The following is a 19356-nucleotide window of genomic DNA, read 5'->3' on the forward strand; positions in this document are numbered from 1 at the left end:
CATGCCGCGCAAGATTTCCACGGCACTCGACACCGAGCTCGCGAAGACGATCACCTCTGTCGGATACCTGATCGAGATGGTCATGTCGTCGACGCTGCGCATGTCCAACCTCGGGACGGTGTCGTGGGACGGCTACCCCTGGGTGGGTGTCGACTTCTCGCTCGACAACATGGAGGCCTCGGAGGCCGGGCGCATGACCCCCTCCCTCGCGATCCAGAACCTCGACAGCGCCATGGCCGCCCTGTTCCTCACCGACAACATGGCCGACGTGCGCGTGACGTGTCGCCAGTTTGCTCGAGGCGCGCTGGGGGTTGCCGACGTGGTGACCCTGTTCACGCTCGCCGTGGGAGAGGCCCGCATCGGCCTGAAGGAGATCGTCATCCAGCTGGTGCCGGAAATGAACGCCGCGTTCTCGCCGCGGCGCCGGGTCGATCCGTCGTTCGGCTTCTCCTACGCCTTGCCGCGCGGCTCCCAGGTGGCGTGGGAAAACGAGATCTTCACGACGGAGGCCGCCAATGGCTGATTACCCGGTGGCCAAGATCGATGTGGCCGGCTCGAAGTTCACGTGGAAGGACGCCATCCTGCTGTCCACCGCGCGGGACGGCGGCACCAAGGCGCGCCGGCTCGCTGCGGCCAAGAAGCGGGCGTGGAAGCTCCACCACGCGTTCCTGAACGCCTCCGAGTACGCCGCGCTGGAGTCGTTCTACAACACCTATCGAGCCGACACGTTCAATTTCACCTGGCGCGGAGTCGTGTACGAGGTGCTGTTCGCGGACAGCGAGATCGACTTCGCCCCGCTCAAGAGCGAGAACAGCGATGTCACCATCACCCTGATGGAAGTCTAGTGGCCAAAGACCGGGTCATCCCCTCCGTCATCATCAACCTGCCCAGGGACCCGTCTGGGCAAGCGCCGCCGACCACGCTCAACGCGGCCGCGCAGGCCTCCACGCAGGCGCAACTCATCACCGCCGGGCGCGACAGCTACATCCCCATCACCTACGGCGGTCCGGATCGCGTGGCGGGGCTCCTGTACTTCTGCCGCGTCCACAACGGCAATCTCGTGGTCGTGCAGATCCTCGGCCACGGCCCGATGGAGAGCATCACGGGTGTGGACATGGACGACGGGGCGCTGCCAGCGAGCGTGACGGTCGCCACCTACCTTGGCACGGACACCCAGAACGAAGACCCCACGCTGGTGGCGGCCATCCCGGGATTCGCCGAGAAGATGCGCGGCACGGCCTACCTGGTCGCCGTGGTCCCGCCGGGTGTGTCCAGAGGATTCCCGCGCTTCACCGCGCTGGTCAAGGGCGTCAAGGTGTACGACCCCCGCGAGAACGTGATCACGTACTCCAACACGTTCTCCAACGCGGCGTGGACCAACTCGCTGTCCACCCTCACCCAAGGGGCGCTGGCCCCTGACGGCACCCCCACCGCATGGACTCTGACGGACAGCAACGCGGCGGGCTACGGGGCCCTCTCGCGCAACTTCGCGATCGCGAACGACACCGCCAGCTACGCCATGTCGATCCGCGTGAAGAAGACCGCGGGCGGTACTGCCCCCACGTTCGGCATCAACGTCAACCTCGTGGGCGGCACGGGCGTCACGCGGCACCTGCGGCTCAACACCGACACCGGGGTGGATGCGTTCGGCAATTGGACGGTCACGACCGACCTGCGCGATCCCACCTTCTGGCTGTGCGCCGCGGTCGTCACCAACAACGCGTCCGGAAACACGAACCTCGCGTACGCCCTCTACCCCGCCACGAGCGCCTACGGCGGCGGAGCGTCCGACACGGTGGCGGCCACCGGCAGCGCGGTGTGCTGCTGGGCGCAGGGAAATAACGGGGCCACCATCCTGCCGTACACCCCGACCACCTCGGCAATCGTGCTCCCCGGTACGCGGTGGAGCGACAACCCTGCGCTCGCCCTCGCGGACTTCGCGGTCAACACGGTGTACGGGTGTCGCAAACTCGCCGACTGGACGCAGGTGGCCTATGCCGCGGCGTACTGCGACGAGCTCGTGGGCGCCACGCCCGAGAAGCGCAACCTGCTGTCCCTCACCATCCTCGAGAAGCGCACGACCGACGAGTGGGTGGACGTGCTGCGTGCCTACGTGCCGGCGTTCGTGGAGTGGGACGGCGACATCATGTACATGACGCACGACGGCCCGCGCCCGAGCGATCACGCCTTCACCGCCGCCAACATCGACACCTCCCCGGAGCCGGCGCTGATCAACCGGGGCCTGCAGGATCGGGCCAACGTGGTGGAGATCGGCTTCATGCGCACGGACGTGACCCCGTGGGTGATGGATTTCGCCACCGCCGACAACGCGCCATCGGTGCGCTACAAGAGCCGCGTGGACCTCCCCGGCATCCGCCGGGCCACGCAGGCCTACCGTTTCGCAGTCGAGCGGCTGAACCACTACACGCTGGAGCGCCTCGAGGCGATCTTCGGGGCGTTCGAGCAGGCCCTGAAGGTACGCGTCGGCGACGTCGCCACGGTGACGGACGACATCGGGATGTCGGGACAGCTCATCCGCGTGACCGCGCGCACGGATCGCGGGCATGGCCGCTGGCTCGTGGGCGGGAGGTTCTACTCCGCCGCAGCGTTCTCAGATTCCATCGCCACGGGGGCGGCGGGGAACGCCACCAACCTGCCCAACCCGCGCATCGTGCCCGCTCCCGCCTCCATCACGGTGACGGAGACGGTCTACGCGGAGAAGGAAGTGACGGCGGACGCCCTCGGGCGCGGCTTCATCTATCAGAGCCGCCTGGACGTGACCTGGCCCGCGGTGTCGCACCCCTACAAGGTCAAGTACCGGGTGCAGTTCCTCGATGGGGCCCAGGTGATCCACGAGGGCACCACCCCGGACCTGTCCTACTCGTCCCCGGCGGTGCAACAGGGCATCACGTACACCGTCAAGGTGTGGGCGTTCAACAACCTGGGCTTCGAGTGCGACACCCCGGTGTCCACCAACCATGCGGCGCTGGGCAAGCTCCTGCCGCCTGGCAACGTGCCGGCCATCACGCAGGCGGTCGAAATCGGGGGCGATGTGCTGCTCTCGTGGTCGCCGGCCATCGACATCGACGTGGTGCGCTACGAGTGGCGCTACGCCTCGCCCGGGGCCTTCGTGTGGTCGAGTGCCACGCTGATCGATCGCCCGGACGGGCTGCGTGCGGTGTTCAAGGGGCTCCCCGTGGGGACGTGGCGCCTCGGCGTCAAGGCCATCGACTCGGTGGGCAACTACTCGGCCACCGAGACCACGGTGGATCTCACCATCACCACGGACGCCAACTCGTTCGCCCAGGAGCGCGAGTTCACGAGCCCCACGCTCACGAACATGGTGGCCATCCCGCCTCTTGAGGGGGTCAACAAGTCCCGCTGGGCGACGCGCATCGCGGCCGATCAATGGAACAGCGTCATGCCCAACCCGGTCAACTCGGGCGGCAACCCGGTCATTTCGTACCACGCCTCGGGCGATCAGAAGTGGCTCGGGGAAACGTGGGATCTCGCCAACACCATCGCCGGGGATTGGTCCCTGATCCCCTACGTGTCCGTGCTGTCGGGCAGCGCCATCTACTCCATCGAGACGAGCCCGGATGGCAGCACGTGGACTCCGCATACCGGCACCGCGTGGAACGGCAGCACGCGCTTCATCCGTCCCGTCATCCAGGCGCTGGGCACCTCCACCATCGTGGTGTACCAGCCGCCGAAGATCGCGTTCATCGCCACCATCAAGAAGTCCAGCGGCGGCCCGGTCACCTCGCTCGCCTCCGGCGGCAAGACTATCGTGCTGCCGGACCACTACGCGCAGCTGGCCACCAAGATCACCCCGCTCGGGACCACCGCCCGCATGGCCACGGTGGACAACGTGGTGATCAACGGCACGGATAGCCGCATTGCCGTCCCGTGCTACGCCGGGACCCTGTACGCCATCCGGCCGGCGGACAGCACGGTGTCCATCTCGGCACTCGCCACCACGACGGGCGCGACGAGCGCGTGCTACTGCCCCTCGAACGGAAAGCTCTATGTCGCCTGTTACGGGGCAATCACCGTGGTGGATCCCATCACGCGCGCGGTGTCGTCCACCATCACGCCGAGCGGGGCGGTGAGCTTCTGCGATATCGCGTATTGCCCCACGAACGATCGGCTGTATTGCGTCGACCAGGGCGCCAACCGCGTCACTGTGATCGACCCCAGCAACAACTCGGTGATCACCAACATCGGCACCACTACCGGGGGGCAAGGCATAGCGTATTGCGCGTCCAATGACCGCCTGTACGTCAGCATGCGCGCGGCCGGTACTGTGAAGGTGATCGACCCCACGAACAACACGGTGGCCACCACCATCGCCTCCGGCCTCGCGGACGCCTACGGGATCATCTACGTGGCGCAGCGCGACCGCGTGTACGTGTGCAACTTGACCGGCACCGGCACCGTGATCGCCATCAAGCCGAGCGACAACACGGTGGAGGCCACGTGCACGGGGCTGACCTATCCGTCGCACCTCGCCTACTGCCCCATCAACGATCGGCTGTACGTCACCAAGTGGGATTCCGCAGCTGGCGGGCTCCACAAAGTGAACCCGGCAACGATGGCTACGGACGGCAGCATCATCGCCCTCACAGGTGGGTACTCGTCGTTGAGCGTGGCATTCAGCCCCCAAGGCAACACCATGTGGGTGTCGGACTACGGCGCAGGGAAGCTGACCCCGGTCCCGGTGGCCACTGGGACGCCTGGCACGGCAATCACCGTCGGGACCACGCCGTTCTGGGTCAAGGAATTCACGCTGAAGGACAACTCGTTCGACGTTTACCTGTTCGACCAGGCAGGCACGCAGGTTGCCTCGTCGTTCGAGTGGGCCGCCGAGGGATTCTAAGGAGACACCATGACCACCCCCGCCTACACTGACCTCGACTCCAACGCGCCCGACGGCGCGACCAGCCCGACCACGTACAGCGGGGCGGACCTCTCCAATGTGCGCTCGCTGCGCGACAAGGTCATCACGGGCCGCTGCAAGGGTTTCGTGCAAACGCGCACGACCGGCACCGGGCCGGATGCCATCCGACCGCAGTACATCACCTGGTTGCACGCCACCTTGAACGTGGGATTCCGCATGAAAAGCACGTGGGGCGGCACGGGCAACTACCAGCAGACGAGCGTGGAGTGGGAATGGACCAACGATGCGGGGTCCTCGTGGACCTCGATGGGGACGGCGCAAGCCAACACGTTCGACGCGAACGACAACATCACCGGCACCACCAATAGCGGCGGAGTCGTCACGCTCGTGATGGAGCTGTGGACCAAGTGCCTGCGCGTGGTGGCCGGGCTCGCCACCCACATCGCCGGCACCGGCACCGGCGTTCACGGTCTCGGGGACATGAGCGTGCAGAACGCCAACGCAGTGGCCGTCACCGGGGGGGCGGCCAACGGCATGACGCTGGGCCAGTCCACCGCAAAGGAAGTCGACGCCACCCGCGTGCGCGAGACGTTCCACGACTACGGGACAATTGCCGCCGCCGGCACGGTGACGTTGGAACTGGACAAGTACGCCCACTTCGCCTTCACCCCGGACTCCACCACCAGCAGCACGTGCACCATCGCGTTGAGCGGCGCGCCGGCGTCCGGGAAGGCGCAGGTGTGGACGCTGGAAATCTTCAACGGGCGCCGCAGCGCGGACGGCAAGATCATCTACCCCGGCGCCTTCAAGTGGACCGGGGGCGCGTCGGTGCGCGTGCTCGATACCGTCCTCGAGCTGTCCGGGCGGAACATCTACGTGATGCAGACCCGCGATGGCGCCACCCGCATGGAGATCACGCACATCGGGAAGGGCGGCTGATGATCAAGCAACGCGCGGCCTTCCGCGCCCTCCTGCTCGCTGGCCTGATCGCGACCTTCGACGCGACCGCCGTCGACCATCGCCTGTACATCGAGGACCGCCCACCGCAGGGCACGGTGATGCGCATCGATGGCCTCGATCAGGTAATCGGGTCGCTGGCCGGGGTCGGCGTGGGCATGATGCGCATGATGGCGAGGAGCCTGTCCATGGGGCCGCGCGTCGACCTCGTGGTCACCGGGCTCACCTACGGGCCGCTGGACATGTACACGTCCTCGGGCAGTCCCATCGACCCGCTGGTGTGCGTTCTCACGATCAACTCCAACGGCATCCTCGTTGGGCAGGGCGTGCGCAACTGCACCCTGTGCAACACCCACCTCGCCAACGAGGAAGCGCTGCGCACCGGCACAGGCTGGCCGGCAGGGAGTGCGCTCTACATCATCAACAAGGGCGTCATCACCGGGGCTGGCGGGCGCGGCGGGCACGGGCAGGATGACCAGTACTACCACCCGTGGAACGGCTTCTACTACATGGACGACGGCGAGGCGGGGTCGGACGCCATGTACCTGCAGTTCCCCATCTCCATCGACAACAGCGCCGGGTACATCGGCGGTGGTGGTGGTGGCGGGGCCGGCGGTGGTGGCGTGCAACTTGGACTCGGTGGCGCATCGGGAGGCGGCGGAGGCGGCGGCTCGGGGTATGGCACCGGAGGCGGGGCTGGCGCGTACGGGGGCGCCGGGAACGGGGCCAGCGCGGGCGCGTGGGGCGGAGGAGCGGCCGGGGCCGGTGGCGCCGATGGATTCTATGGCCAGTACGGCGGAGCAGGCGGCGCGGGCGGTGGTCCCGGCCTCGCCGGCGCGAACGGCTCGCCGTCCCCAACATCCGGTGGCGGGTCGGGTGGCTCGGGCGGGTGGCCGGGCTACGCCATCCGCACCAACGGCTATGTGGCCACGTTCACCGGCGGCTACAACGGCACTCAAGTCGCGGGGACCATCGGATGAGCGACTACGAACTGCGCCCCCGCGGCGTTTACTCCCGGATCACCAACAGCGTCATCACGCCCGCGGACGCGGAGTGGGCGCAATACGAGGCGCAGCTGCGCGCCGGCGTCCCACCTGACGCCCAACAACCGCTGCCGCCACCACCACCGGCGCCATTCGATTTCCGTGCGGCAGGGGCCGCCCGTGATGAGCGCGCCCGCGCGAAGAAAGCCCTGACCGACCCGCTGCTCGCAGCGATTCTATCCTTGGAGAAATGACATGGCATCGATCCGACTGCACGTTGACCCCGCCACCCCGCACGGGAAAATGCTCGTGGAGGTGGCCGACCACCTGTACGAAGCGGTGGACAAGATCGCCCGGCTGAAGGCCATGATGGGGGCCGCCGTGCGCACCGAGTCCCCCCCGCTCGTGGACGCCGACTTCGCCCCCCTGCAGGCCGAGCTCGGCATGACAGGCGTCACCGACGCCAAGACGCTCTTCTACCTGCTCAACAGCGTGGCCACGGCGGTGGACGCGGCCCCCGTGATCCGGGAATTCATGCAGCAGATCGACCAGGGCTAGAGCTTCAGCATGGCCATCCCTGTTTAACGGACGTAAAACGCGCCATGGACGCTTTCTCCGTGGTTGCGTTGCTCCTGTTCCCGGCCTCGAACGGGGCCGGGTTTTTCTAGGGGGATGGGATGTCCGACCTCGGTGGGCTCAATCCTCACCATGCGGTCGCCGGCTTCGGGGGCGGCCTGGCCTATCTCCCCTTCATGCCGCCCGGCGGGCGCCTGGCCGCACTCGGATCGATCGTGGCGGGCGTCACCACCGCCGCATTCCTCACCCCGGTTGTGGTCGAAGCACTCCAGCGCTTCGCGACCTGGCAGATGAGCGCGAAGGCCGAACTGGGGCTCGCGTTCCTCCTGGGCCTCACCGCGATGATCACGATCCCGGCGACGCTGGCCGCCGCCACGTGGGTCCGCGAGAACATCGCGCGGCTCATGGAGCGGGTGACCGGAGTGGCCCCAAAGCCTCCCGATGGGGGGGCTTGATGGACTACATCGTCCACATGGCCGCCTCCGCGACCATCGTCCTCGGGTGCATCCTCCACATGAACGCGATGACCCCGCGTTCGCCGAAGATCGAGATGGCGCTCTGGTGGATGCTCGGAGTCGGGGCGTGTGCCGAACTGCTGTGGATCGACTTCGAGCCGGGGTGGCCCGACACGATGTCGACCATTGCGATGGCCGGCCTCGTGGTCCTCTACACGCAGCCGCAATGGCGGCCATGGCTTGCCGAGCGGCGTGGCGGCTCTCTGCTGGAGTCCGGCGGCCACATGGAGCGACGCCAGCAATGATCACCCTCGCGTCGCTCCTCGCGGTCATGCCGCGCGCGGGGTCGCGAGCCGCTGCCTTCCTCGCCCCCCTCTCGCGGGCGATGGCGCGCTACGAGATCGCGGACTCCGAGGCCCGCATTGCCGCATTCCTGGCACAGGGCGCCCACGAGAGCGCGGAGCTGACGCAGCTCGAGGAGAACCTGAATTACTCCGCGAGCGGCCTCGTGCGCACCTGGCCGCGTCGGTTCTCGCTGGAGCTGGCGCTCGCCTGCGAACGTCAGCCGGAGAGGATCGCGAACGTGGTCTACGCGAACCGGCTGGGCAACGGCGACGAGGCCTCGGGCGACGGCTGGCGGTTCCGGGGCCGTGGCATCTTCCAGCTCACCGGCCGCGAGAATTACGCGGACGCCTCCCTGGCGATCTGCGGTGACGCCTCGGTCCTCGTCGAGTCGCCGCAACTCGTGGCCGAGCCCGAGTACGCCTGTGAGACGGCTGGCTGGTATTGGCAGGCGCGCGGGCTCAACGAACTGGCCGACGCCGGCGAGTTCACCGCCATCACCAGGCGCATCAACGGCGGCACCCTCGGGATCGAGGAGCGCACCGCCTACTGGAAACGCGCCATCGGGGCGCTCGCATGACTCCGGACCTCCCGACCCTCCTCCTCGAGCTGTGCATCGTCGTGGCGCTCGCCGCCGTGGTCGTGCACATCTTCTGGGGTGAGGACGAGGAGGATTTCACCCCGCCCTTCAGAAAGGACCCCCCATGAAGATCGATCCCGCAGCGCTGGAAGAAGCCATCGTTCGCCGACTTCCGGCGCTGGATCGCAACGGCGACGGCAAGGTGAATCGCGACGACATCGAGAGCGCGATCGCCTATGCCCGAGGCGAGGTCGAGTCCCGCGCGAAGGCGGACCCCGTGCGCGCGCTCCTCGTGGGCGTCGTGCTCGGCGCCGTCGTGGGCGCGACGTTGGCCGTGACGGTCATCAAGATCGCGTCGTGACCCGTGCCCTGGGCGCTGCTCCTCGACCCCCGCGTCCTCGTGGCGGCGTTCCTCACGGCGCTGGTCGCCGGCCCGCTCGCCTTCTGGGCGGGCAAGTGGAAGGGCGGCTCGGAGTGCCGCGCGCGAATGGAGGCGCTCGCCACGGCTGCGGACCAGGTGGTAGAGGCCGAGGCGGAGGGCCTACGGGACGATTTCGCGGCCCGGGAGGCATCCTTGCAGGCGCAGCTCGCGAGCGCGCGCCAGAGACGGCCAGCGGCCATCCAGGAGGCCATCCGTGAACTTTCCCCGGCCGCTCGCGACTGCCCTCGCTGGCCTGATTCTCTCGTCGTGCGCCTCAACCGCGCCGCCGCAGGTGAGCTCGTGCCCCTTCACGGCGACGGCGCTGCAAGGCTGCCCGGCGTCGGCGTTCCTGCTCCGGGACGGAACGGAGGAGGCGAAGGTGGAGGCGCTGACCGACGCGGCGCTCAACTTCCAGGAGTGCCGCGCGCTCCATGAAACGCTGCGGGCCGAAGCCCAGGCCTGCATGAAGTCCGCCGAGCGGCTCCGGAAGCGGCTCGACGCCATCTACCGGTAGAGGAGGTCCGCCATGTTGAGACTCGCCGTCATCGTCCTCTCGCTCACGCTCGCCGCGTGCGCGGGCATCGACAAGAACTACGCCGCGCTCCTCGCTAGCCAGGAGGCGATCGCCACTGCGCGCGCGGACGCCGAGAAGGCCCGCTTCGCCGCCATCGCGGAGATCGCCAAGGGATCGGCCGACCCCGCGGCGCGCACCGCCGCCGTGATGGCGCTCGCGCTTGGCGGGGGGGCGAACGCGGCGCCGATCGCGCTGCCACCGCCGCCGGAGAGCGACGGCTACAAGTGGGCGGCGCTAATCCTCGGGCCGGTGACCAACATCGCGAGCGGGTACTTCGGCTATCGGCTCGGCGTCACGCAGAGCGACAACGCGGCGATGGCGACGATCGCGAGCTACTCGACCTTCGGGCAGATGGGTGGGGCGATCGAGCGCGCCGGCGTTGCGGGCTATCCCTTCGTCCAGGCGCCGGGTCCCGTGACGACGACCACGACGACGAACACCACCACGAACTCGAACAACACGACGCGGACGTGCACGGGTGGTCAGGCCGGCAATGGCGCAGGCACCACGACCGGGGGCGCCGGTGGCGCGGGTGGCCCGGCGAGCTGCTGAGGGGGGCGTGGCCGCCGGTCGGCCGCTGCCTCCTCTCGGCGTGCTCGGCGAGGACTTCTCGCTCCTGGTGCGCCCTCCGCGACGACTTCGCGTGACGCGCCGGACAGGGCGGGCGCTGCCGAGACATCCGGGCGCGAGGGTTGCGCTGCTGAACTAGGAGCGCGGACACCGGATTCTGAAAACGTTCCGAAAAGTCCGCTTTTCTGAAAACGACTCGCGAGCGCAAGTCGTTGAAGTGGATGGTGCTGTTGAGTGGATTCGAACCACCGACCTACTGATTACGAATCAGTTGCTCTACCAGCTGAGCTACAACAGCACGCGAGCCGGGCATTATATCGCGAGAGCCTGCCTTCCGCGACTGGGTCGGGGCGGGCGAAACCGGGAAGGACCGCCCGTTCCGTTCGTCGGCCGCGCGGCGCCTCGCGTCGGGCCGATTGGCGCGCCCCGGACCGGGCCACTAGCATCCGAATCGTCATTGGAGGAATTCATGAAGAACGCATCCGGCTTCACCCTGATCGAGATCATGATCGTCGTGGCGATCGTCGGCATCCTGGCGGCCATCGCCGTGCCGATGTACACCGACCACATCACCCGTGCCCAGCTCGTGGAGGGCCACACCGGCCTTTCGGACCTGCGGGTGCGCATGGAGCAGTTCTACCAGGACAACCGCACCTACGATGGTGGCGGGCTGGGCAACTGCGGCGCCGCCAACCCCGCGAACCGCACCAACTTCACGTACGTCTGCCTCTCCGCCGGCCAGACCTACCTGGCGACCGCGAACGGCACCGCGGGCCGTGTGGTGGGCTTCTCCTTCACCGTGAACGAAACCAACACCCGGCAAACGACCGCGACCGCCGCCGGCTGGGAACCCGCGGTCATGCCCTCTCCCTGCTGGGTCACGAGGAAAGGCTCCTGCTGATGAGCCGCGCCGCCCAGTCGGGCATCACCCTCGTCGAGATCCTGGTCGCCGTTGCGATCATCGGGATCGTGATGGCGCTGGGCATGCCGGCCTACGGGACCTGGATCCAGAACGTCCAGATCCGCACGGCGTCCGACGCGATCCTGAACGGCCTGCAGGTGGCGAAGAACGAAGCCATCCGCCGCAACGCGAGCGTGCAGTTCAAGCTGGACGCCGGCACCACGACCCAATGGCGGGTCAACCTCTCGCGCGACCCGGACGGCACCCCGATCCAGAGCCGCGTCGCCGAGGAAGGTTCGCCCAACGCGACTGTTGCCCTCACGCCAGGCGACGCTGATACGGTCACCTTCAGCGCGCTCGGCCGCGTGGCTCCCAACGGCGATGCGTCGACGAGCCTTGCCCAGGTTGACATCGACAACCCGATGATCTCCGTCGTCGCCGACCGCCGCAGCCTCCGAATCGTCATCCCCACGGGGGGCGCCATCCGCCTGTGCGACCCGAAGGTTGCCGCAACCGATCCGCGCTCCTGCTAGCCGACCATGAAAACGATACCCCGACAGCAAGAGCAAGAGGGCGTGATCCTCCTGGAGGCCCTGATCGGCATCCTGATCTTCTCGTTCGGCATCCTCGCCCTGGTGGCGATGCAGGCGATCTCGGTGAGCAATGTCTCCAACGCGCGCTACCGCACCGAGGCCGCCTTCCTCGCCAACGAGATCATCGGCGACGCCTGGGTGGACCGGGGATTGAACTACGCCAATCTCGCGAATTTCACCGTGTCCAGCGGCGCCGCCACCTACCCGACGACCCAGGCGTGGGTGAACAAGGTCAACGCGATGCTGCCGGGTACCGTGGCGAACCCGCCGGATATCGCCGTCGTGACGCCTGCCGAAGGCGGACGCCAGATCACGGTCACGGTCCGCTGGCGCGCTCCCGATGCGGTGGCGCCCAGCAACCACGTGGCGATCGCGTTCATCAGCGACCCTTAGGGCGAAACCCGGATCCCGATCATGAGAAAACACTTTCCCCGCGGTTCCCGCGGCTTCACGCTCGTCGAGATGATGGTCGGCGTGCTGATCGGCCTGATCGGCACGGTCGTCATCTTCCAGGTCTTTGCGGTATCGGAAGCACAGAAGCGAACGACGATGGGTGCGGGCGACGCCCAGCAGAACGGCGTCTTCTCCCTCTTCCAGCTCGAGCGCGACGCGCGCATGGCGGGCTTCGGCATCAACCACATGACGCTGATGGGCTGCCAGGTCAACGGCTGGAACACGCAGACCGGGCAGCCCATCGCCTTCCCGCTGCTCCCGATCACCATCACCAACGGCGCCGGCGGCGCGCCCGACAGCGTCACGATCGCCTACGGTGACGCGGACCTCTTCTCGGCGCCGGACATGCTCCGATTCCCCATGACGGGAACCGCCGATTACTACCGGGTCAGGTACTTCTACGGGTACCGGCCGGGCGATACGCTGGTCGCGGCCGAGAGCGGCAAGCCCTGCACGCTGGCGCAGGTCTCGTCGACCGGCGGCTCCGACGTCAATCACGTGAGCGGCTCCTTCACCAACCTGCAAGGCCAGATCGAGGCGACGCGGTTCAACCGCCCGGGCGGCCTGCCGGCGCCCAACAACATGATTTACACGGCCTACAAGGACGCGACCCAGACCGGCGGCCGGCTCTTCAACCTGGGGCCGCGGCCGGTGGTGATGCGCTATTCCCTGGTGGCCGGACAGCTCTCCGCGACCGACCTGCTGTCACCGGGCGACGCGACGGCCACGGTGGCCATCGCCGACGGCATCGTGCAGATGCAGGCCCAATACGGCTTCGATGCGAACGGCGACGGGCGCCTCGGGGCCGGCGTGCCCAGCGTGGGGACCATCAACGTGATTCCCGCGACCGGCGACCAATGGGGCGACGCGATGCCCGCCGGGGCGGTGGCCGCCGACTGGGCCAAGGTCATCGCGGTGAGACTCGTGGTTGTCGCCCGCAGCATCACGCCCGAGCGCCCCGATCCCGGCACGGGCCTCTGCAACACGACGACGGTCCTCCCGAAGTGGGTGGCTCCCGCGCCTCCCGCCGGGATCGACCTCGACGTGACGGCTGCGTTCGCTGACGCCAACGAATGGCGCTGCTATCGCTATCGCACGTTCGAAGTGGTCGTTCCCCTGCGCAACATGGTCTGGTTCGCGCAGCCGACCTGATGCCCGTCCTCCCATGAGCCTCGCCATGACGACATTTCCCGCCATTCGCCTTCCCGCCCGCTCGCACGGCCCGCGCAGCGCGCAGGGCGGCATCGTGCTCTTCATCTCCCTCATCGTGCTGGTGGCGATGACGCTTGCCGGCGCCGCGCTCATGCGCTCCGTGGACACCTCCGTGGTCGTCTCGGGGAACATGGCGTTCAAGCAATCGGCCATTTCGGTGGCCGACCGCGGCACGCAGGTCGCGGTGCAGTGGCTGCAGGCCAACAGCGCGGGCACGACACTCCACAACGCCAACACCGCCGCCGGGTACTACGCGAACATCCTTCCGAGCGTGCAGGACCCCGACTGGTTCGACATCAACAGCTGGAGCGACGCCTTCGTCGTGAACGGCGGCGCGCCCGATGCGGCCGGCAACGTGGTCCGCTACGTGATTCACCGCATGTGCGACGCCGTGGGCGTCCCCTCGAGCTGCGGCCTGTATTACGGCACCAGCGGGGCGGCGTCCGGGGGAAGCATGGCGGTGGGCTCTCCGGTTTTCCTGGGAACTCCGCAGCTCTACTACCGGGTGACGACTCGCGTGGACGGCCCCCGCGACACGGTAAGCGTGATCCAGTCGAGTGTCCTCGTCGGCACCTGATGCAACCCCATTTGAAGGAGCCACCCGCATGACATTCTCTTCCCGCATCAGACGCTTCACGGCCGCGGCCTGCGCGCTTGCCCTGGCCGGTCTTCTCGGCGCCCGGCACGCGGACGCGGAGATTGCCGACCTGGCCAATGTGCCGCTCGCGAACTCGCCCTCCGACGCGGTGCTGCCGAACCTCATGTACATCCTGGACGACTCGGGCTCGATGGCGTGGAACTACATGCCCGACCAGATCTACCGGAACAGCAACAACGTCGAGTTCTACAACTGCAAGAAATGCTCGACGAGTTCGTGCTCGGGCCCCGGTGGCTCGTCGTCGTCGAACGGCTTCCAGTGCGGCAACGACCAGAGCAGCGCGAGCTCGACGCCCAGTGCGAGCGGCATCCCGACCTACGGCGAGGCGCCCTTCTACGCTCCGGTCTTCAACAAGATCTGGTACAACCCGAACATCACATACTCCCCGGCCATCGACTCCGCGGGAACCAGCCTGGGCAACGCGAGCCTCACCAACGCGAGCGACGACCACTACCTGGGCGGCGGCAACACCAACGTCGTGAGCGGTTTCGAGGAAGTCGTCTACTGCAACACCTCGAGCCCCTCGGCGGGCAACCTCACGGACCCCACGAAGTGCCGCAAGAACGGCATCCACAACGTCTCGCCCTACCTCGGCGGGCAGCCCACGTACTTCCTCTACTGGACGAGCGGCGGCACCAACATCGGCCTTCCGACGACGTCGTTCTCCAACAAGATCCGGATCACCACGTCGAACGCCCAGTACTACAACATCACGCCGCACGAGTACTGCAGTGACGAGAGCCTCGTGAGCTGCGCGCTTGCCACCGCGGCAGGGGCTTCGCCCGGCGGGACGAACACGATCGCCGCGCCGCTGCGCTGGTGCAAGTCCGCGACCGATGCCACCTCGACCAGCGCCATTTCGGGCAATTCGGGCTCGCCGGCGAAGCCGCGGTGCCAGAAGAAATTCAGCACGAGCACTTACATGTATCCGCGCTACGGGCGCTTCACGCGCGTGGACATCGTCGCCTCCACTGCCACCTATCCCAAGGGCGCCGGGGCCGTGCGGACGGACTGCGCGTCGGCGACGAGCTGCACGTACGCGGAAGAGATCCAGAATTTTGCCAATTGGTGGGAGTACTACCGCACCCGCATGGCGCTCATGAAGTCGGCCACGGGCCGCGCCTTCCTGGCGATCGACGACCGCTTCAAGGTGGGGTTCATCACCATCAACCCCAACGGCCCGGTGACGTCGAACAAGTTCCAGCCGATCCTCAAGTACGACGCCGCGCAGAAGAGCTCGTGGTACACCAAGCTCTACGCCCAGGCCACCAACGGGAGCACGCCGAACCGCACCGCGCTGCACCGCGTGGGACGCCACTACCAGGGGGAAACGGGCGGCATCAACGACGGCATGATCGACGGCACGGCAGCGAAGCCGGACCCGTTGGAGTACTCGTGCCAGCAGAACTTCGCCCTGCTCACGACCGACGGCTACTGGAACGACAGCTTCTCGTCGATCGGCAACGTGGACAACGCCAACAGCGGCTACACGACACGCGCCTATGGGGCGTACGACGGCGGCCTTTCGGGCGCCTCCAGCACGCTGGCGGACGTGGCTGCGTACTACTACAAGACGGACCTGCGAACCTCCGGCACCGTCTCGCAGAACAACGTGCCCACCTCCGAGCGCGACCAGAACCCTGCGCAACACATGGTCACCTTCACGCTCGGCCTGGGCCTCGAGGGTTTGATGGACTACCAGTCCGACTACGAGACGTCCTCCTCCGGGGACTTCGCGAAGATCAAGGCGGGAAGCTCGAACGCCTGTTCCTGGACGACGGGAACCTGCAACTGGCCGGTGCCCTCCGCCAGTGACCCGAGCACGCTGGACGACCTCTGGCATGCGGCGGTGAACGGGCGCGGCAAGTACTTCAGCGCGGGCGATCCGAACTCGCTCACCCTCGGCCTGCAGGAGGCGCTCGCCGCGCTCAATATCCAGACGGCGGCGGCGGCGGCTTCGGCGACGTCGAGCCCGAACATCACGGAAACGGACAACTTCATCTACAGCTCGACCTTCCGCACGGTCAAGTGGGACGGTGAGATCGTCGCGCGGCGGATCAACACGACTACCGGCTCAGTGCTTCCGGCGGTCGTCTGGTCCGCGCAGGCGCTCCTCGACGGGCGCACCACGGCCAACAGCGATTCGCGTGTCATCCTCACCTACGACGAATCGGCCGGTGGCAAGCGCAAGCTCTTCACCTATTCCAACCTGACCGCGGCGCCCGTGGGCGCGCGTGCGGCCGAGCGCACCTACTTCGACAACAAGTGTGCCCCGGCCTTCTCGCAGTGCGCGCTCCTTACCGCCTCGCAGAAGGTCGTGTCCAACGACGGCGCCAAGCTGGTCAGCTACCTGCGCGGCCAGCGCGAGAACGAGCTCTACACCAGCCCGGAGACGAATCCGCCGTTCAGGGCGCGCGAGCACGTGCTGGGCGATCCCGTGAACGCCACCCCGGCTTTCATGTCCTCGCCCAAGCTCCAGTTCGGCGATGCGGTGACCCCCACTTACGATTCGTTCCGCACCACCTGGGCGTCGCGGCAAGCCACCCTCTTCCTCGCCGCGAACGACGGGATGCTGCATGCCCTGAACGGAGACAGCGGCCAGGAAATGTGGGCCTATGTCCCGCGGATCATCATGCCCAAGCTGCACAAGCTCGCGAACCAGAACTGGTCCGTGGTCCACGAATACTCGGTGGACGGCTCGCCGACCACCATGGATGCCTACTTCGGCGGCAACTGGCACACCGTGCTGGTCGCCGGGCTGAGCGGCGGCGGGCGCGGCTACTACGCCCTGGACGTGACCGACCCGACGAGCCCGACGGTTCTGTGGGAAATCTGCTCGGACAACACCGTCTGCTCGATCGTGGACCAGGACATCGGCTTCACGCACGGCAACGTCGTCATCACCAAGCTGGCGAGCGACCCCGCCGCGACCGCGAGATGGGTGGCGATCTTCTCCTCCGGCCTCAACAACGTGGTGCCCGGCACGGGGCGCGGGTACCTCTACGTGGTCGACCTGGCGACGGGCACCATCCTGAAGAAGGTCGACACCGGCGCGGGCGACACCACGACGCCTTCCGGGTTCAACCACCTCAGCGGATACGCGGACAACTTCTCCGAAAACAACACGGCCAAGTACGTTTACGGCGGCGACCTGCTGGGCAACGTCTGGAAGTACGACATGCAGACCGCGACGCCGACCCGCACCCTGCTTGCCACGCTCAAGGACGGCGGGGGCAAGCCGCAATCCATCACCACGCGGCCGGAACTCGCGGTGATCAACGGGTTCCCGATCGTGTACGTGGGAACGGGCCGTTACCTCGGAACCGACGACCTGGTCGATCCGGCAACGCTCACGCCGCCGAACCAGTGGGCCTATCAGCAGTCCCTGTACGCCATCAAGGACCAGGGGACGGCCTACGGAAACTTCCGCAACGGCAACGTGGTGGAGAACATCATCTCGGTGTCGGGCCCCGTGTCGCGCACGACCACGAACAATGCGGTGGACTGGGCGGTGAATGACGGCTGGTTCGTGGACTTCAATCCGGGCAACGATTCGCCCGGCGAGCGCGTGAACCTCGACCCGCAACTGGTCCAGGGCAACCTGCTGGTGGTGACGAACGTGCCGAACAACAGCGCGTGCACGGTCGGCGGCGACAGCTTCATCTACCAGTTCAACTACAAGAACGGCACGTACCTGCAGACCGCCGCGCTCAACGAGGCGGGACACAAGTTCGTGGGCCAGATCACGGTCGGACTCGTGGTGGTCCGGCTTCCCAGCGGCCTGTTCAAGGGCATCGCGACGGGCGCAACAGGAGCCATGACCCCCTTTGACGTCTTCGGCGGCGGCGCCGCCGGCAGCGCGCGCCGGATTTCGTGGCGCGAACTCATGCAGAGGTGACGATCATGGCGAGACGATTCCCGGCGTGGATGATCCTTCCGGCTGCGGCGGGCCTCGCGCTCGCGGCAGCCGTCCAGGGCGCGATGCCCGAGTACGAGCCGCAGCAGCGCCTGCGCACCGCGCTCGACACCTGCCTCAAGACCGAGGTGATGAAGGGCGCCTACTGCGTGCGGCAGTGCGGGGCGGGGTTCAAGATGGACATGTCGGGCACGAAGCCGAAATGCGTCGGGCTGACGTCGGGCGCGAGATACAAACCGCCCGAGCCGCAGTTCAAGCCACCGCCGGCAGGCGCCCGGCCGCCGCAGGGAGCCCCCGGATACTAGGGCTTACGGTCCCGCGCGGGCGATCGAGCGCGGGAGCGGAAAAGTGACACTCTCGGTGATGCCCTCGAGCTCGCGCACGCGGGCCACCCCCATGCGCTGCAGGCAAGCGATCACCTCCTGCACCAGCACTTCCGGGGCGGAGGCGCCCGCGGTCACGCCGATGGTGCGTGCCCCGGCTATCCACTCGGGGCGGATCTCCTCGGCGCGATCGACGAGGTAGGCGCGCTTGCCGATGTTCTCGGCCACTTCGCGCAGGCGATTCGAATTCGAGCTGTTGAGCGAACCCACGACGATCACCACGTCGCAGCGCGGCGCCATGAACTTCACGGCGTCCTGGCGGTTCTGCGTGGCATAGCAGATGTCGTCCTTCTTCGGACCCTGGATCGACGGGTAGCGCGCCCTCAGGGCCGCCACGATGCGCGCCGCGTCGTCCATGGACAGGGTCGTCTGGGTCACGTAAGCGAGGTTTGCGGGGTCCTTCACCTCCAGGCGGGCTACATCCGCCTCGCTTTCCACGAGGTACATGCCCGAGTCCGATTGCCCCATGGTGCCTTCGGCCTCGGGGTGGCCCTGGTGGCCGATCATCACCACTTCGCGGCACTGCTCGCGCATGCGGGCGACCTCGGCGTGCACCTTGGTGACCAGGGGGCAGGTGGCGTCGAAGACACGCAGGCCGCGCCCCTCGGCTTCCTTGCGCACCGTCCGGGATACGCCGTGCGCCGAGAAGATGACGGTGCCGCCGGCCGGCACCTCGTCGAGCTCCTCGACAAAGACGGCGCCTTTCCTCGCAAGTCCTCCACGACGAACTTGTTGTGCACGATCTCGTGGCGGACATAGATGGGTGCGCCGTGCACCTCGAGGGCGCGCTCGACGATGGCGATGGCGCGGTCCACCCCGGCGCAGAATCCGCGCGGCGTGGCCAGCACGACTTCGATCGGTTCGGTCATCGGTCTTTCCGTT

At 67.5% G+C, this 19356-nt stretch carries 20 protein-coding genes, 1 tRNA gene and 1 pseudogene; 20 read left to right on the forward strand and 2 right to left on the reverse strand.

Going from position 1 to position 19356, the window contains the following annotated elements; translation table 11 throughout:
- The first annotated feature begins 1 nt into the window (after window position 1).
- From IPP91_11330 to IPP91_11390, 13 genes are all read left to right on the forward strand, one after another.
- Window positions 2–523 (forward strand): hypothetical protein, encoded by a 522-nt coding sequence (locus tag IPP91_11330; GenBank protein MBL0142665.1) that lies wholly within the window; start codon window positions 2–4, stop codon window positions 521–523.
- Complete coding sequence (locus tag IPP91_11335; protein ID MBL0142666.1) at window positions 516–845, forward strand: hypothetical protein; 330 nt, start codon at window positions 516–518, stop codon at window positions 843–845. The genes IPP91_11330 and IPP91_11335 overlap by 8 nt, the downstream gene beginning before the upstream one ends.
- Window positions 845–4879, forward strand: a complete 4035-nt coding sequence (locus tag IPP91_11340) for a hypothetical protein (protein MBL0142667.1) — start codon at window positions 845–847, stop codon at window positions 4877–4879. The genes IPP91_11335 and IPP91_11340 overlap by 1 nt, the downstream gene beginning before the upstream one ends.
- A 9-nt stretch (window positions 4880–4888) precedes the next feature.
- A complete protein-coding gene (locus IPP91_11345; protein MBL0142668.1) occupies window positions 4889–5839 on the forward strand; it encodes a hypothetical protein in 951 nt (316 codons plus the stop codon).
- Window positions 5839–6837, forward strand: coding sequence for a hypothetical protein (locus IPP91_11350; GenBank protein ID MBL0142669.1), 999 nt, complete (start codon window positions 5839–5841; stop codon window positions 6835–6837). Before IPP91_11345 ends, IPP91_11350 begins: the two co-directional genes overlap by 1 nt.
- Window positions 6834–7094, forward strand: coding sequence for a hypothetical protein (locus IPP91_11355; protein MBL0142670.1), 261 nt, complete (start codon window positions 6834–6836; stop codon window positions 7092–7094). The genes IPP91_11350 and IPP91_11355 overlap by 4 nt, the downstream gene beginning before the upstream one ends.
- A gap of 1 nt (window position 7095) precedes the next feature.
- On the forward strand, window positions 7096–7398 hold the full coding sequence (locus IPP91_11360) for a hypothetical protein (GenBank protein MBL0142671.1): 303 nt from the start codon (window positions 7096–7098) through the stop codon (window positions 7396–7398).
- Between the two features lie 119 nt (window positions 7399–7517).
- Window positions 7518–7871, forward strand: coding sequence for a hypothetical protein (locus tag IPP91_11365; GenBank protein ID MBL0142672.1), 354 nt, complete (start codon window positions 7518–7520; stop codon window positions 7869–7871).
- Window positions 7871–8176 carry a hypothetical protein gene (locus tag IPP91_11370; GenBank protein ID MBL0142673.1) on the forward strand — a complete coding sequence of 102 codons (306 nt, stop codon included), beginning with the start codon at window positions 7871–7873 and terminating at the stop codon, window positions 8174–8176. The genes IPP91_11365 and IPP91_11370 overlap by 1 nt, the downstream gene beginning before the upstream one ends.
- Window positions 8173–8793 carry a glycoside hydrolase family 19 protein gene (locus tag IPP91_11375; GenBank protein ID MBL0142674.1) on the forward strand — a complete coding sequence of 207 codons (621 nt, stop codon included), beginning with the start codon at window positions 8173–8175 and terminating at the stop codon, window positions 8791–8793. The genes IPP91_11370 and IPP91_11375 overlap by 4 nt, the downstream gene beginning before the upstream one ends.
- A gap of 124 nt (window positions 8794–8917) precedes the next feature.
- Complete coding sequence (locus tag IPP91_11380) at window positions 8918–9154, forward strand: hypothetical protein (protein MBL0142675.1); 237 nt, start codon at window positions 8918–8920, stop codon at window positions 9152–9154.
- A gap of 274 nt (window positions 9155–9428) precedes the next feature.
- Window positions 9429–9728 carry a hypothetical protein gene (locus IPP91_11385; protein ID MBL0142676.1) on the forward strand — a complete coding sequence of 100 codons (300 nt, stop codon included), beginning with the start codon at window positions 9429–9431 and terminating at the stop codon, window positions 9726–9728.
- Between the two features lie 12 nt (window positions 9729–9740).
- A complete protein-coding gene (locus IPP91_11390) occupies window positions 9741–10340 on the forward strand; it encodes a hypothetical protein (protein ID MBL0142677.1) in 600 nt (199 codons plus the stop codon).
- Window positions 10341–10580: 240 nt separating this feature from the next.
- On the opposite strand, the gene IPP91_11395 is transcribed toward IPP91_11390, so the two are convergent.
- A tRNA-Thr gene (locus IPP91_11395) sits at window positions 10581–10656 on the reverse strand.
- A gap of 171 nt (window positions 10657–10827) precedes the next feature.
- Between IPP91_11395 and IPP91_11400 the strand changes: the two genes are divergently transcribed.
- The 7 genes from IPP91_11400 to IPP91_11430 are packed head-to-tail and all read left to right on the forward strand — an operon-like array spanning window position 10828 to window position 18396.
- Window positions 10828–11259 (forward strand): prepilin-type N-terminal cleavage/methylation domain-containing protein, encoded by a 432-nt coding sequence (locus tag IPP91_11400; protein MBL0142678.1) that lies wholly within the window; start codon window positions 10828–10830, stop codon window positions 11257–11259.
- A complete protein-coding gene (locus IPP91_11405; GenBank protein ID MBL0142679.1) occupies window positions 11259–11792 on the forward strand; it encodes a GspH/FimT family pseudopilin in 534 nt (177 codons plus the stop codon). Before IPP91_11400 ends, IPP91_11405 begins: the two co-directional genes overlap by 1 nt.
- Before the next feature lie 6 nt (window positions 11793–11798).
- Window positions 11799–12245, forward strand: a complete 447-nt coding sequence (locus IPP91_11410) for a hypothetical protein (protein ID MBL0142680.1) — start codon at window positions 11799–11801, stop codon at window positions 12243–12245.
- Between the two features lie 21 nt (window positions 12246–12266).
- Complete coding sequence (locus tag IPP91_11415; GenBank protein ID MBL0142681.1) at window positions 12267–13457, forward strand: PilW family protein; 1191 nt, start codon at window positions 12267–12269, stop codon at window positions 13455–13457.
- Between the two features lie 25 nt (window positions 13458–13482).
- On the forward strand, window positions 13483–14094 hold the full coding sequence (locus IPP91_11420) for a hypothetical protein (GenBank protein MBL0142682.1): 612 nt from the start codon (window positions 13483–13485) through the stop codon (window positions 14092–14094).
- A 28-nt stretch (window positions 14095–14122) separates the two neighbouring features.
- The gene (locus tag IPP91_11425; GenBank protein ID MBL0142683.1) at window positions 14123–18073 is read left to right on the forward strand and encodes a pyrrolo-quinoline quinone; all 3951 of its coding nucleotides are present in this window, start codon (window positions 14123–14125) and stop codon (window positions 18071–18073) included.
- A gap of 5 nt (window positions 18074–18078) precedes the next feature.
- Entirely contained in the window at window positions 18079–18396 is a 318-nt protein-coding gene (locus IPP91_11430) for a hypothetical protein (GenBank protein MBL0142684.1), read from the forward strand.
- Window positions 18397–18399: 3 nt separating this feature from the next.
- Here IPP91_11430 and ispH read toward each other — a convergent pair.
- Window positions 18400–19343 (reverse strand): annotated as a pseudogene (gene ispH / locus IPP91_11435) (4-hydroxy-3-methylbut-2-enyl diphosphate reductase).
- Window positions 19344–19356: the final 13 nt, after the last annotated feature.

The sequence above is a fragment of the Betaproteobacteria bacterium genome, from assembly GCA_016720855.1.
GTDB lineage: Bacteria > Pseudomonadota > Gammaproteobacteria > Burkholderiales > Usitatibacteraceae > FEB-7.